A 14,419-nucleotide genomic window follows, 5' to 3' on the forward strand; every position below is an offset into this window, starting at 1 on the left:
CCCGCCCGGCGGGCGCGCCCCACCCGCTCGCGACCCCCCCCCCCCCCCCCCCCCCACCCCCCCCGGGCGTCCCGCCTGAAACCCCCGCCCGCATTCAAACCCCCCCCACAGCAGTGCTAGCCGGCCACCGCTTCGAGCTGCGGCGTGATCGATTCGAGCGAGTACTTCAGCGACAGCGACGACGGAGTGTTCAACCCGGCGACAGTCGGATAGTCGACGATCGCCAGACCGCCACTCTTGACTGCGGGTAGGTCGGCGAACCCCGGCAGCTTCATCATGTCTTCCAGCGTTCCGCCGTTCGGCAGCAACACCACGACGTCGGCGCTCAGAGCGTCGACCCGTTCGGGGCTGAGCATCAGCCGGCCACCGGTAACGCCCGCCTCTTCGACGAGCTTGGGCGGCAACGACATTCCCAGGCTAGTGAACAATCCCGATGCGCCGTCCTTGGGATCGGCGACGATCACCAACTGCGACGTCGGGAAGACGTACTGCGACAGAAGCGCCGTCTTGCCCTTCAGGCCTGGCAGCCGCTGTGCGAGCGCATCGATCTGCCCGCTTGTCGCCTCGACGATCTCGTCGGCGCGCGACTCCTTGTCGAGAACTCGACCGAGAATCTCGACCTGGTCCTGCCACGGATCGACCTGGACGTCGGACAGACCGGCAATTGTCGGGGCGATCTTGCTCAACTGGTCGAAATCGTCTTGATCGGCGACGGAGAACCCGCCGAGAATCAGATCGGGATCCAAGGCTGCAATTTCTTCAGCTTTGAGCGGGACACCGAACTGCTGGATCGCCGAGCGATCAAGTTCCTTCGCCGACGCGCCCACGCCACTCTCCCACGGGAACAGACCACGCTCGTCGCCCATCGGGCCGGCAGCCAGGTACCCCACCGGCTGGATTCCGAGTTCGAGCAGAGCGTCGAGCCACTGGGTGTCGGCCGCGACGATACGCGTCGGCGTCCCGGTGATCGTGGTGGCGCCGAACTTGTGATCGATCGTGGTGACCCGACCGTCCGCGATCTCGTCGGCGTCCGAGGACGAACATCCACTGATACCTACGACCAGTGCTCCCAAGAGAGCCACCGCCGAGAACTTCATCGCACGCACGAAAATACTCCTCCACTAGTTAGTAGAGGCTTACCTTCTCATATGGGACCCGGCCGTGTCCGACCTTGCTTTCAGGCGAAACGAGAGAGCAGACGCTCCGCATCCGCGCCGATGCGTCGAACCACATCGCCGGCCGGATGGGTTCCGTGCACGAGTCCGACAGCTTCTCCGGCATAGACGACTCCGCTGTGCGGATCCGACGGGTCGTACGCCTGTGCCAGCGTTTCCTCGTCGGCGTCGACTCCGTGCCACGCGGCAGTGAACTCGTTGGCCACCGCGCGGCCACCCCACCGCTGCGGCCACGGTTGACTGCGCGCTCGGTCGAATACCGAGGTGTAAATCGTGTCCGCACTTCCGGCTTCGACGACGCGGTCGCGGGCATAGTCCGGCCCGACCGTCTCCGGGCTGGCGAGCAGCGCCGTTCCGATCATCACGCCTTCGCCACCGGCTGCCAGGACGGCGGCCAAACCGCGTCCGGTTCCGATTCCGCCGGCTGCCAGCACCGGAAGTGACGTCGCTTCGAGGATCTCCTGCAGCAGCGGCAAGGTTCCGATTCGGCCCGTGTGGCCGCCTGCCTCACCGCCTTGCGCGATCACAGCGTCGACACCTGCGGCCTCGACAATACGAAGGTCCTCGAGCGTATTGATCTGTGACACAACGGGAATGCCCGCATCGTGGATTCGTCCGACATACGCGGCGGGATCACCGAACGACAAGGTGATCATGGTCGGCTCGACGGCAATCGCAGCGTCGAGCATCAACTCGTTCTCGGGCAGCGACCACGTCATCAGGCCGACGCCGAATTTTCCGCCGATCGAGCGGGCCACTTCGGCTTCGGCCTCGATCCACTCCGGTGTGTTGTACCGGGCCGCGCCAAGCAGACCCAACCCACCGGCCGCCGATACAGCTCCGGCGAGCGCGCCGCCCGCGCGACCACCCATGGGCGCCCCGAGAACCGGGATTTCGACTCCGAACTCTCGGGACAACCAGGTGGTGACCATGCGCTCCTACTTCTTGGGCTTCTCGCCGACCGATTCCGACGTCAGGGCCGCCACGAATGCTTCCTGCGGCACCTCGACGCGACCGATGGTCTTCATGCGCTTCTTGCCTTCCTTCTGCTTCTCGAGCAGCTTGCGCTTACGGCTGATGTCGCCGCCGTAGCACTTGGCAAGAACGTCCTTGCGGATTGCGCGAATGTTCTCGCGCGAGATGATCTTCGCGCCGATCGCGGCCTGAATCGGAACCTCGAACTGCTGGCGAGGAATCAGCTCACGAAGCTTCGACGTCATGCGTCCGCCGTAAGCCCCGGCGTTGGAGCGGTGCACGATTGACGAGAACGCGTCGACGGCCTCACCCTGCAGAAGGATGTCGACCTTCACCAGGTCGGCCTGCTGCTCACCGGCCTCCTCGTAATCGAGGCTGGCGTATCCCTTGGTGCGGGACTTGAGGGCGTCGAAGAAGTCGAACATGATCTCGCCCATGGGCAGTTCGTAGCGCAGTTCGACGCGAGTCTCGGAGAGGTAGTCCATGCCGCCGAGCTCACCGCGTCGGGACTGGCACAGCTCCATGATGGCGCCGACGTACTCGCTCGGGGCGATGACGGTGCACTTGGCGACCGGCTCGTAGACCTCGCGAACCTTGCCTTCCGGCCAGTACGACGGGTTGGTGACGATGACCTCGGCCCCGTCCTCCATCACGACGCGGTAGACGACGTTGGGCGCAGTGGAAATCAGTTCGAGGCCGAACTCACGTTCGAGACGGTCGCGGGTGATCTCCATGTGCAGCAGGCCGAGGAAGCCGCAGCGGAAGCCGAATCCGAGGGCAACCGACGTCTCCGGTTCGTACGCCAGGGCGGCGTCGTTGAGACGGAGCTTGTCGAGAGCGTCGCGCAGCACCGGGTAGTCCGAGCCGTCCATCGGGTAGAGACCGGAATAGACCATCGGCTTCGGATCGCGATAGCCGACCAGCGGTTCGGTCGCGCCGTTGCGGGTTGTGGTGACGGTGTCACCGACGCGCGACTGGCGGACGTCCTTCACACCCGTGATGAGGTAGCCCACCTCGCCGACGCCCAGACCGATACTGGCCTTCGGCTCGGGCGAGATGATGCCGACCTCGAGCAGTTCGTGTGTGGTGCCCGTGGACATCATCGTGATCTTCTCGCGGGGACGGATCCGACCGTCGACCACACGCACGTAGGTGACCACGCCGCGGTACGCGTCGTAAACGGAGTCGAAGATCATCGCGCGGGCGGGGCCGTCTGCATCGCCGACGGGTGCAGGTACCTGCTTGATCACCTCGTCGAGCAGTTCCTTGACGCCCATGCCTGTCTTACCCGAGACGCGCAGGACATCGCCTGGCTCGCAGCCGGTGATGTGCGCAATCTCTTCGGCATAGCGGTCGGGATCCGCGGCCGGGAGGTCGATCTTGTTGAGGACGGGAATGATCTTGAGATCCTTCTCCATCGCCAGGTACAGATTGGCCAGCGTCTGAGCTTCGATGCCCTGAGCTGCGTCGACCAGCAGAATTGCACCCTCACATGCTTCGAGCGCGCGGGAGACCTCGTACGTGAAGTCGACGTGGCCGGGTGTGTCGATGAGGTGGAGGACGAACTCTTCGCCGTCGACGGTCCAGGGCAGACGAACATTCTGGGCCTTGATGGTGATGCCGCGTTCACGCTCGATGTCCATGCGGTCCAGGTACTGCGCACGCATCGCCCGCTCTTCGACCACGCCGGTGAGCTGAAGCATGCGATCTGCCAGCGTCGACTTACCGTGGTCGATGTGCGCGATGATGCAGAAGTTCCGGATCTGCGCAGGATCCGTGAACGTCTTGTCGGCGAAGCTGCTGATGGGAGACCCCTTAGTCGGACCGGCACCGGCCCGGATCCGGGCCACTGTCAACCCTCAGGATATCCAAGTCTCGGCGCCGCCGTACCAGGGGTTCCCACGGGTGGGTGATTATGCTCGAACGCTATGGCAAGCATGTGGAAGCAGATCGGCAGAACCCTCGGCGCCCTCGCGGTGGAGAAGGGCCCTGCGTTGCTGCGCCAGCTGCAGTCGTCCACGTCTCAGTCGTCTGCCTCGAAGCCGGGTCCGACCGGCCGCCCGATCGCCGCGCGAACGTCTCCGACCGCACATCGCGCCCGCAAGGTCGAGTACTCCCCCGACCTCGACGGCAAGGCCGATCCGGGCGAGATCGTCTGGACCTGGGTTGCCTACGAGGAGGATCCGACCCAGGGCAAAGACCGCCCGGTGCTGGTTGTCGGCCGCGACGGCAACACGCTGCTCGGTTTGATGCTGTCCTCGCAGAGCAAACGCGAAGGCGAGCGTGATTGGCTCGCAATCGGTTCGGGCCCGTGGGACGGCGAGGGAAGGCCCAGCTGGGTCCGGCTCGACCGGGTGCTCGACGTTCCCGAGAGCGGGATTCGGCGCGAGGGCGCCGTCATGGATCACAAGAAGTTCGACGCGGTCGCGGCAAAACTTCGGGCCGACTTCAGCTGGAGCTGAAGCCGACCCGAACGATGGAAACAGTATCGATCAGCTGTCCAGACGGTTGAACCGTCCGAAGAGTGCTCGATAGATGAGTGCACCGAGCGCACCGCCGATCAGCGGGAACACGATGAACAACCACACCTGACCGAGTGCACCGTCCTGGAACGGCGCGACAGCGAGGCTTCGAGCGGGGTTGACGGAGGTGTTGTCGATCGGGATCGAGATCAGGTGAATGACGGCCAGGGTGAAGCCGATGGACACCCCGGCGAGCGGCACGTCGGAGATCTGGTCGGTCGACGCGAGAACCACGAACACGAGCAGAGCGGTCAGGAGAATCTCGATGATCATCGCGGCACCGATGCCGTAACCGTCGGAAACCACCTGTCCGAGAAGATTCTTCTCGGCCGACGGACTGTGTGCGCCCCAACCGTTTGCGCCGAGGCCGTCTGCGGCCCGGTTGTACGCCGGGAGACTGTTGGCCACCGTGTAGATCACGACGCCGGCGACCAAGCCGCCGATCACTTGCGCGACAACGTAAATCGCTGCATTGACGGCCGAGATGCGCCCGATCACGAATTGGCCGAGAGTCACGGCTGGGTTGACGTGGCAACCGGAAATCGGTCCGATCGCATATACGAGGAACAGCAGGGTCAAGCCGAATGCGAAGGCAACTCCGAGATTGCCGACTTTCGCACCTGCGAAGACGGCAGTTCCGACCGCGGAGAACACGAGCACAAATGTCCCCACCGCTTCGGCCGCATACTTCTTCACATCCGAGATCGGTTCGATCTCAGTCAATTCCTGTGCAGTTGGAGACATATTCCCACCTTCTTCTCATCGAACGGTAGTAATGCTCACGCGCCTAGATTTGCCGGACTTTACGCAAGCCTGGTGATCTCCACAACAACTTCGAGATCTGTGGAGCGTCCACCGGAAAAGATTCCCTTCAAAGGCGGCACATCCGAATAGTCCCTTCCTATTCCGACCGAGACATGCTGTTCATTCACAGCTATCGCATTGGTCGGGTCATATCCCCACCACGCGCCGGTCCACGCTTCGATCCACGCGTGCGATTCCCCGACCACCGTGTCCCCGACTGCCGCATCACGTTTGGGGTGGAGATAGCCGGAAACGTACCGACAGGGAATGCCCATCGTTCGAAGCAACACCAAGGTCAGATGTGCATAATCCTGGCAGACGCCTTTCCTGGCCGACCAGGCCTCGACCGCCGACGTATGCACTCCGGTCGTACCCGGAACATATGACATTTCACCGTAAACCCATTGCGACGCAGCCACTACTGCATCTTCAGGTGATTTATCTTTGCGCAATTCCTTGGCAATTGTCGCCAGCTTACGATCACGCGGAACATATCTCGTGAAACTCAGTTGCTCGTTGAATCGATCTTTAATCGCGTTTCCCGACAATTCATCCCAGTCGACGGTTTCCTCGGGTTGAACAAACGGTTCCGTCTCCACCACCGACAGTCCGGTCACTTCCAGCTCCGTGTGCGGGGCGTGCAAGTCGAAGGCGGTCACCGCGGTGCCCCAGTAATCGGTGTACCGATAGGAACGCGTTGCCGGCTGGGTTTCGACGCGCGTGAGGATCACCGTCTGCCTGGTGTCGCCGCGGGGTGTCAATCGCGCTTCGTTGTACGACGACGTCACCGGGGCGTCGTACGCATATCCCGTGGTGTGCACGACCCTCATTCGCCAGCTCACAGCTCTCCCTCCACCGTCGACTCCGCATACGCGGCGCCGGCATCCGTCCATGCGACCCACGGCGCAGCGTGGAAGTACTGCAATGCAATCGCCTCACCCAGTTCGCGGCAGGTCTCCTGCCAACCGAGCAACCGTCCTTGCAGATCTTCGAGCAACACGCCCTGCGGCAGAAACTCCAGTTCGCTGCGTGCGCGGCCGAGAAGCCGCGGCGCCTCCGCCCGGATTCCGACGCGACTGCCCGGCTGCGGGTCGAGTTCCTGCAGGCACTTCTCGGCCTGCCTGATCGAATGGAACACCGAGCGCGGAAAGAGTCTGTCCAACAAGATGAACTCGACGACGCGGTTGGCGTCGAGCGCTCCGCGATACGTACGCAGATACGTGTCATGTGCGCCCGCCGAGCGAAGAACACTGACCCACGCCGGCGACGACGGGCGGTCACCGGCGCGCGCCAGGAGCATCCGCACAATCATGTCGACACGTTCGATCGACCTGCCCAGCAGAAGGAACCGGTAACCGTCGTCGCGGCTGAGCGTGGAATCCGCCAGCCCCGCGAACATCGCTGCGCGTTCCTCCACATAACGGAAGAACTCGTGTGGCCCCAGCCTGCGTGACGCGCGTTCACGCTCCGCCAGTCCGTTGTACGTGGTGTTCAGGCACTCCCACATCTCACTCGACGTGACCTCACGTGCTCCGCGAGCATTCTCACGGGCACTTGCCAGCGAGTCCACGATCGATCCAACCTGATTGCGGCTGAACGCAACCAGGTCGGTGAGCGAGCGTACGTCGAGCTTCTCCTCCGGCGCTTCGATGCCGAGGACACGCAGGAGCAGACGCGACGTGCGGTCCGGGTCGACGGTTGCGTCGTCGAGCAGTTGGTGGACGGCGACGTCGAGGATCCGAGCGGTGTCGTCGGCGCGCTCGACGTAGCGGCCGATCCAGTAGAGGGACTCTGCGTTGCGAGCAAGCATCGGTCACCACGCTCCGTTCGCTGATAGTTCTTGGTAGCTGGGCACTTCTGAGGTGTTCACTGTTGTTGCTGCTGCTGTTGAGAGGTGCTCAGTTCGGGTCCCTGCACCGGCTCCGCGGATTCCGGGGGCTCGGACACCAGTTCCTCACCGGACAGCTCTGGGTCCTCGTCCGAGCTGCGGCTGGCGAGCACCCATGTGTCCTTGCTTCCGCCGCCCTGGCTCGAGTTGACCACCAGCGAGCCTTCCGGAAGTGCCACCCGGGTCAGGCCGCCGGGCAACACCCACACGTCCTCACCGTCGTTGACGGCAAAGGGTCGCAAGTCCACGTGGCGCGGCGAGAGAACGTCGTCGATCTTGGTCGGCACCGTGGACAACTGCACGAGAGGCTGCGCGATCCACCCGCGCGGGTCTGCCTTGATCTTGCGGGTGATCGCGGCCAGTTCCTTGGGGCTCGCGTCCGGTCCGAAGACGATTCCGTAGCCGCCGGACCCTTCCACCGGCTTGATGACGAGTTCGGCGACGCGGTCGAGGACTTGCTCGCACTCCTCGTCCAACCAACAGCGGAACGTGTCGACGTTCTGCAAGAGCGGCTTCTCACCGAGGTAGTAGTCGATGATCTGCGGAACATAGGTATAGACGAGTTTGTCGTCACCGACTCCGTTGCCGACGGCACTCGAGATCACCACGTTGCCCGCTCGCGCAGCATTCAGTAGGCCTGCGACGCCGAGAATCGAATCCGGACGGAAGTGCATCGGGTCGAGATACTCGTCGTCGATGCGGCGATAGATGACGTCGACCTGACGCTCGCCTTCCGTCGTGCGCATGTACACCATGTTGTCGCGGCAGAACAGGTCGCGACCTTCGACGAGTTCCACACCCATCTGACGAGCGAGCAATGAATGCTCGAAATAGGCGGAATTGGCGATACCCGGTGTGAGAACAACCACTGTCGGGTCCGCTTCGTTGAGTGCAGCACCCGCACGCAGCGCCCTCAGTAGGTGTGTTGCGTAATCACCGACCGCCCGCACCTTGTGGGACATGAACAGATCCGGGAACACCCGAGTCATGGTGCGACGGTTTTCCATCACATAGGAGACACCGGACGGAGATCGCAGATTGTCCTCGAGAACTCGGAACTCTCCCGCCTCGTCTCGGACCAGGTCGATACCCGCGACATGGATTCGCACACCGTTGGGCGGCACGATGCCGGCTGCTTCACGGTGGAAGTGCTCGCACGAGGTCACCAGGCGGCGCGGCAATACGTGATCGCGCAGGATTCGTTGCTCGCCGTAAATGTCCGCAAGGAACAGCTCGAGCGCCTTCACCCGCTGCTTGATGCCCTTTTCCAGCCGCGACCACTCCTGCGCGGCGATGACGCGCGGCACCAGATCCAACGGAAACGGTCGCTCCTGCCCGGACAGCGAGAACGTCACGCCCTGGTCGATGAATGCGCGTCCGAGTGCGTCGGCACGCGCGGCAAGGTCGGCGCTGCTCGTCGGCGCCAGGGCTTTGTACACACCCTTGTACGGGGCACGCACCGAGCCGTCGGGCTCGAACATCTCGTCGAAAGCCAACTCGTAGCGACCGATGTCTGAATATCCGTCGAACACTGCGGCAGGACGCGCTCGGGTGGTGGTCGAACCTGTTTTACTCGAACTTTTCGAAGGCGGCGGCGTCATAGGGCAACATGCTGCTACAAGTGGGGCTATTCGGCAGCGCGGCGAGAAATCGGGCGCTCGGTGTACTCTTCTCGACAGACGCAACGTGCGACGGTTTGGGTTCTTGGGCCCTCGGCTGGTAATCTTGCCAGTCGGTGCATCAGTGCGCCCACAGCTTTCTCGACCGTAACCAGCTAAAGACGACAAGGATTTTACGCGTGGCCAACATCAAGTCCCAGGTGAAGCGAATCCGTACCAACGAGGCGGCCCGACTCCGTAACCAGTCGGTGAAGTCCTCGCTGCGTACCGCGATCCGTTCATTCCGCGAGGCTGCGGCAGCCGGTGACAAGGACAAGGCCAACGAGCTCCTCGTCTCCACCAGCCGCAAGCTCGACAAGGCAGCCAGCAAGGGCGTCATTCACGCCAACCAGGCTGCCAACAAGAAGTCTGCACTCTCGCAGGCTGCCAACAAGCTCTGACGTTTCCACTGTGACGGTTCGCCGTCATACTGGTTCGTCTCGATAGCCGCCAGGTCGAAAGACCAGGCGGCTATTTTGCGTACTCAATCGGATCAGAGCAAAAACCCGCCATCCATGTCTTGCACGGAATATGTGGATCGGGCTGCGACCATCTGATGATGGCGGTCAACGGGAAACGCCCTCGTAGCTGGTTGTTCACGACTGTCTTCTGGGCGGTCGTCGCTTTCGGCGTATTGGCAGCCCTGGGAATCCCTCGTTGGTGGGAATCATTGACGGTTGCAGTCGTCGGAGTCGCAGCAAGCTACGGATGGTGGAGGCGCAGGCAACGGGGCGAATTCTGGATCTTCTTCGGCGTGATGTGTTCACTCGTTGCGATTCTGGCGTTTCTCGCCACTGGACGAGCGCTTCTCACCACCGTGAAGGTGCCGGTAGACAGCATCGGCCAAGAAACAATTGTCTGCGGCAGTGTGATGAATCCGGCGCCGAACGACTCCCTACGAGTGACCGACCTCAGGACTGGTGAACCAACGACACGGCCTCAGGCCATTCCGCACACCCAGTTGGAGCAAGCCTGCGTGAAACGCCTCGACTACCGGGTGGCCGAGGCCACGGCCGCCACTGTCGTCGGACTACTTCTGGCCGGCCGCGCGATCGGCCATGTTGTCCTCAGTTCTTCCGCAACGCGCACACTTTCCGCACTGCCATCTCCAGAGCGAAGGACGAGTCGACTGCGGCGCCCTTCACGTCGGCATTGAGAGCGGCGACGATCTGCATCGCAGCGCCGATCGACGTGGGATCCCAACCGCCGACTTCCTTGATCGCCTTCTTGACCTTCCACGGCGGCATCCCGAGATCCGACGCCAACCGGAACGGGTCACCGCCCCGTGCAAACGGGCCGACCTTCGCGATGGTGTGGACTGCATCGGCGAGGGCGTCAGCGAGCAGAACGTGCGCAGTTCCGATCTGGTCAGCCCATCGCAGAGCCTCGAGCGCACCCCGGGTATCGCCGACGATAACTTTGTCGGCCACATCGAATCCGGAAACCTCGGCCTTGCCCGAGTAGTACTTGTGGACTGCATCCACGTCGATCTTGCCGCCGGTATCTGCCGCCAATTGCGAGCAGGCCGACGCAAGTTCGCGAAGGTTGGAGCCGACGCTTTCGATCATCGCGGCGATCGCATCGGGAGCAACCCTCACGTCGGCGGTCCGAAACTCACCCCGGACGAAGTCGACAAGCTGACTCTTGTTCAGTTTTCCGCAGTTGTGAACCGTCGCGCCGAGCTTCTCGAGGGCCGGCGCCAACGCCTTTGCGCGACCGCCGCCCGAGTGCACGACGATCAGAACGACGCCTTCTGCCGGCTCACGCGCCGCCTCGAGAACAAGAGCTACGGCATCTTTGCCTGCTTCTGCGGCCGATTCCAGGACGATCACACGGTCTTCGGCAAAAAGAGAGGGGCTGAGCAACTCGGCCAACTCGGGAGCATTGGTGTCTCCGGCACGCATCTTGGTTACCGGGAGATCCGAAATACCCTGGCCGCGGTCACCGCGGACGGCTCTGATGAGCTGCGATACCGTGCGGTCGATCAGGAATTCGTCGTCCCCGAGAACAAGATGCAGCGGATCGACTCCAGACGGATTACTCACCCGAAGATGGTCCCACGAGGAACCGACACGATCGACACAGACCCGCCGCCCCCGCCGTACACAGCGACGGTGCCGTCGGCGTCGGTCCGAACCACCGCCCCGCCCAACGAATCCAGTTCGTCGAGAACCTCCCCATTCGGGTGCCCGAAACTGTTGCCGTCGCCGACGCTGATCATCGTCAACCTCGGACGCACCGCTTCCAGAAAAGCCGACGACGTGGTCCGAGAACCGTGATGGGGCAGCTTCAACACATCGGCCTTCACGTCCGTTCCCGATCGGAGGATGGCCTCCTCCCCCGCAACTTCGGCGTCGCCCGTCAACAGAATGCGACCCGCGCCCGTGTGCGCCATCACCACCAGCGACTGATCGTTGGCGGCGTCCGCGCCGTCCCCCGTATCGCGGGGAGCCGGAAGCAACGGTCCGAGAACCTCCACGTTCACCGATCCCAACGTCAACTTCATACCTGCCCGCAACGAGACAACCGGAACGCCGTGCGACTCGGCGGCATCCTTTACCGTCCGAAAACCTGACTCCGGCAACAACATCGACCCGACTCCGACCGCAGCGACCGAACGCCCACCCAGGACTGCTTCCAATCCACCGATGTGATCGGCATGAAAATGACTGATCATCAGCAACGCGATGTCGTTGACGTCCAACATGTTCAAGCAACGATCCATCGACGTGGGATCCGGACCGACATCGATGACGATCACCCTGCCGTCTCCAGTCGAGAGCACAAGACCGTCCCCTTGACCGACGTCGCACATCACCAGTACCCACCCCGGAGCAATACGACCACCGCCGAACACGTGCTGAAAGACGAGGGCTAGAACAACTCCCAGAACGAGGACGCCGACCACCCATCTCGAGATCCGATTCCACAGCGTCAGGGCCGCGGCCAGTAAGACGCCTACGACGATCAGAGCACCGAAGAGCCCTGACGGCACCACCACCGACGCTCCGGGAAGCGCCGCCGCCCGCTCGGACACGTACAGCAGCCACCCCATCGGCGGCCGGACCAGCGGCGTGATGAACACCGCGATCGGTGGACAGATCAGCGCACACAAGGCAATCACCGCACCGAACACCGTGATGATTCCGATCACAGGCGCCACGGCCATGTTCGCGGCAATCGTGACCACACTGAAGGTTCCCGCCATGGCGCCCACCAGTGGCGCAGACACGACAAACGCAGCACTCGAAACGGCTGTCATCTCCGAAAACCAACGGGGCCAACCTCGTCGACGAAGCACATCCACCCACACCGGAGCAATGATCACCAACGCGCCCGTGGCCGTGGTCGACAGCGCAAACCCCCAGTCGACGGCAAGTTCGGGCATCACGACAACCAGAACGATGATGGCTGCGGCAAGCGCGGGCAGTGCCTGTTTGCGTCGACCGGTCACCAGACTGAGCAGGCCGATCAGGCCCATCACCGAGGCGCGCAGAACACTCGGCGACGGCCTCGCGACGACAACAAACGCAACGAGGGCTACCAGCGCCAAAGCAGCGCCGACGCGCGGACTGAGCGCCGCGGCTCTGACCAGCAGCAGAACCGCCCCGAGCAGAATGCTGATATTGGCGCCGGACACCGCGGTGAGATGGGAAAGCCCGGCAACGGTGAAGTTGTCCTTCACCACCGGCGACAACGCCGATGTGTCTCCGACGACGAGGCCAGGCAGCAGACCCGCCTGATCCGGCGGGAGTGCAGCCGAGCACGCAGCCGCGAAACGAATGCGCACCACACTCGCCCATCGCTGATACCAGGGCACTTCTCCCACCGCGACGGGAGGCCCTTCGGACGTGATCACGGCGAGCGTGGAATCGCTACGCCATGGCTGACTCGCCCGGCCGCGAACCGTGAGGCTCTGCCCTGGAACAACTTCGAGCCACGACGAACTGGGTGCCCGGATGGTGACCAAGCCGCCTCCGGAGTACCTGTGATTCTGGGCAGTCACCGAATTGACGGTTGCCCTGAAGAAAACCTGACCTTGACCCGCCGCGCCAGAGACAGCGTGCGGATCCTCCGAGGGTTCCACTTCGACACTCACCCACGCTCCTTCGAGGGCAGCCCGGGTCAGTGGGTGCCCCTCGACCTCGGTCGCCCGCCACCCGATGACGACACTGCATCCGGCACCGAACAGCAATGCAACCAACATGATTCGTGCCCACCCCGCAGATGTCCGGCGCACAACCACGTAAGTGAGGATTGCCGCTGGAATAGCGCATGCCACCGCCAGTACCCACGCGGCGACCGCGCCGAACAGGATCCCCACCGCACTGCTCCCCCACACTGCGACGGCTGACGGTAGCAGTCGAGCGTCGAGGACCGGCGAGGCTTCCGGTTCGTTCACACCGACACCAGCACTCGCAGTTTGGCCAACCTTGCCGGGCCGATCCCGTCGACTTCCCCAATTGTTCTATGTCCGTGAATTTTCCGTTGGAAGTTCGCCAGGAGATGATCGCCGCAGCCGTTACCGGCCCTACCCCGGGAAGGTCGTCCAGTTCGGCCTCGGTAGCGGTGTTGAGGTTCACCAGACCAGCCCCGCCGGATTCCCCCGCAGCGGCGGGGCCGGTCCCTCCCGCAGTGGTACTCGAACTCGCTGAAACACCACCGGACTGATCGGCGGCCCCCACCACGATCTGATCACCATCGGCAAGCTTCTGTGCCAGATTCAGGCCCACCGTCTCGGCGCCCTCGAGCACTCCACCTGCCGCAGCGAGCGCGTCGGCGATGCGCGAGCCCGAATGTAGGTTGACAAGCCCAGGCGTGCGCACGAGTCCGACGACACTGACCACCAAAGCCTCAGGCGGCTGCTCCGCTACGACGCCGGTCGGTACGGGACTGGCTGATTCACCATCGTCGGCAGTGACATTCTGCGCCGTGACATTCTGCTCCGTGACAGTCTGGGGCGAGGGCAACGGTGGGACCGCCTGCAAACTCGGAGAATCCCACCACACGGTGAACAAGCCGATTGCCGTGGCCAGGGCTGCAACGATCGCCAACACCCAGGTCGCCGATCGGCTCGGGCGCCAACGCGTACCGCGCCAGCGCTCGGGCAGCCGATCGAACCGTGACGAGTCGGGTTGAGCCTCGTATTCGTCTTCGTCGAAGTCCTGAAGCCACTCGGGGGACCTCTCGAATGGCTGCGGGGACCTCTCGAAAGACGCTGAATCCTCGAAGTCGTCCACGGCCTGTCGCTGCCGGTAGTTCCCGTCCATCGCCGCGAGGCGATCACGCGCCCGCTCGCGCTCCTCGCTGATCCTCATGACAGGACGCTAACGAGAGACCATGCCGCCGAAGGCGAACAATTTCAGTCTGTGGAGAACTCGCGGATTGTGGAGAAAC

The 14,419-nt window shown here is 63.2% G+C and carries 11 protein-coding genes and 1 pseudogene; 2 read left to right on the forward strand and 10 right to left on the reverse strand.

The genetic code is table 11. The annotated features are described in order from the left end of the window. Positions 1 to 116 precede the first annotated feature (116 nt). From R4P70_RS10830 to lepA, 3 genes are all read right to left on the reverse strand, one after another. Positions 117 to 1,097, reverse strand: coding sequence for an ABC transporter substrate-binding protein (locus R4P70_RS10830; RefSeq protein WP_153210839.1), 981 nt, complete (start codon positions 1,095 to 1,097; stop codon positions 117 to 119). A gap of 80 nt (positions 1,098 to 1,177) precedes the next feature. Beyond that, a complete protein-coding gene (locus R4P70_RS10835; protein ID WP_020908208.1) occupies positions 1,178 to 2,107 on the reverse strand; it encodes an NAD(P)H-dependent flavin oxidoreductase in 930 nt (309 codons plus the stop codon). A gap of 6 nt (positions 2,108 to 2,113) precedes the next feature. After that, positions 2,114 to 4,006: a translation elongation factor 4 gene (gene lepA, locus R4P70_RS10840; protein WP_003944564.1), complete on the reverse strand. Its 1,893-nt coding sequence runs from the start codon at positions 4,004 to 4,006 to the stop codon at positions 2,114 to 2,116. A gap of 72 nt (positions 4,007 to 4,078) precedes the next feature. On the opposite strand from lepA, the gene R4P70_RS10845 reads away from it, so the two are divergent. Continuing rightward, positions 4,079 to 4,612, forward strand: a complete 534-nt coding sequence (locus R4P70_RS10845; protein ID WP_161120668.1) for a type II toxin-antitoxin system PemK/MazF family toxin — start codon at positions 4,079 to 4,081, stop codon at positions 4,610 to 4,612. Between the two features lie 30 nt (positions 4,613 to 4,642). On the opposite strand, the gene R4P70_RS10850 is transcribed toward R4P70_RS10845, so the two are convergent. Genes R4P70_RS10850 through R4P70_RS10865 form a run of 4 tightly spaced genes read right to left on the reverse strand, consistent with a single transcriptional unit; the run spans position 4,643 to position 8,965 of the window. Continuing rightward, a complete protein-coding gene (locus R4P70_RS10850) occupies positions 4,643 to 5,416 on the reverse strand; it encodes an aquaporin (protein ID WP_019749045.1) in 774 nt (257 codons plus the stop codon). Between the two features lie 59 nt (positions 5,417 to 5,475). Then, entirely contained in the window at positions 5,476 to 6,306 is an 831-nt protein-coding gene (locus tag R4P70_RS10855) for a transglutaminase domain-containing protein (RefSeq protein WP_007731033.1), read from the reverse strand. An 8-nt stretch (positions 6,307 to 6,314) separates the two neighbouring features. Beyond that, entirely contained in the window at positions 6,315 to 7,286 is a 972-nt protein-coding gene (locus R4P70_RS10860; protein WP_019749046.1) for an alpha-E domain-containing protein, read from the reverse strand. A gap of 56 nt (positions 7,287 to 7,342) precedes the next feature. Beyond that, positions 7,343 to 8,965 (reverse strand): circularly permuted type 2 ATP-grasp protein, encoded by a 1,623-nt coding sequence (locus R4P70_RS10865; RefSeq protein ID WP_019749047.1) that lies wholly within the window; start codon positions 8,963 to 8,965, stop codon positions 7,343 to 7,345. 197 nt (positions 8,966 to 9,162) lie between these two features. On the opposite strand from R4P70_RS10865, the gene rpsT reads away from it, so the two are divergent. Further along, on the forward strand, positions 9,163 to 9,423 hold the full coding sequence (rpsT, locus tag R4P70_RS10870) for a 30S ribosomal protein S20 (RefSeq protein ID WP_003944567.1): 261 nt from the start codon (positions 9,163 to 9,165) through the stop codon (positions 9,421 to 9,423). Positions 9,424 to 10,089: 666 nt separating this feature from the next. Here rpsT and holA read toward each other — a convergent pair. The 3 genes and pseudogenes from holA to R4P70_RS10885 form a co-directional block, all read right to left on the reverse strand. Beyond that, complete coding sequence (gene holA / locus R4P70_RS10875) at positions 10,090 to 11,067, reverse strand: DNA polymerase III subunit delta (RefSeq protein WP_003944476.1); 978 nt, start codon at positions 11,065 to 11,067, stop codon at positions 10,090 to 10,092. Next, on the reverse strand, positions 11,064 to 13,424 hold the full coding sequence (locus R4P70_RS10880; protein ID WP_317830800.1) for a ComEC/Rec2 family competence protein: 2,361 nt from the start codon (positions 13,422 to 13,424) through the stop codon (positions 11,064 to 11,066). The genes holA and R4P70_RS10880 overlap by 4 nt, the downstream gene beginning before the upstream one ends. Then, a pseudogene (locus tag R4P70_RS10885) lies at positions 13,421 to 14,340 on the reverse strand (helix-hairpin-helix domain-containing protein). The gene R4P70_RS10880 and the pseudogene R4P70_RS10885 overlap by 4 nt, the downstream one beginning before the upstream one ends. Between the last annotated feature and the right edge of the window lie 79 nt (positions 14,341 to 14,419).

The organism is Rhodococcus sp. IEGM 1241, assembly GCF_033142365.1.
Classification (GTDB): Bacteria; Actinomycetota; Actinomycetes; order Mycobacteriales; family Mycobacteriaceae; genus Rhodococcus_F; species Rhodococcus_F erythropolis.

Coding starts and splice junctions, on each gene's coding strand:
- R4P70_RS10830 (WP_153210839.1), bottom strand. CDS start 1,097: ATGAAGTTCTCGGCGGTGGCTCTCTTGGGAGCACTGGTCGTAGGTATC.
- R4P70_RS10835 (WP_020908208.1), bottom strand. CDS start 2,107: ATGGTCACCACCTGGTTGTCCCGAGAGTTCGGAGTCGAAATCCCGGTT.
- R4P70_RS10845 (WP_161120668.1), top strand. CDS start 4,079: ATGGCAAGCATGTGGAAGCAGATCGGCAGAACCCTCGGCGCCCTCGCG.
- R4P70_RS10850 (WP_019749045.1), bottom strand. CDS start 5,416: ATGTCTCCAACTGCACAGGAATTGACTGAGATCGAACCGATCTCGGAT.
- R4P70_RS10855 (WP_007731033.1), bottom strand. CDS start 6,306: ATGAGGGTCGTGCACACCACGGGATATGCGTACGACGCCCCGGTGACG.
- R4P70_RS10860 (WP_019749046.1), bottom strand. CDS start 7,286: ATGCTTGCTCGCAACGCAGAGTCCCTCTACTGGATCGGCCGCTACGTC.
- R4P70_RS10865 (WP_019749047.1), bottom strand. CDS start 8,965: ATGACGCCGCCGCCTTCGAAAAGTTCGAGTAAAACAGGTTCGACCACC.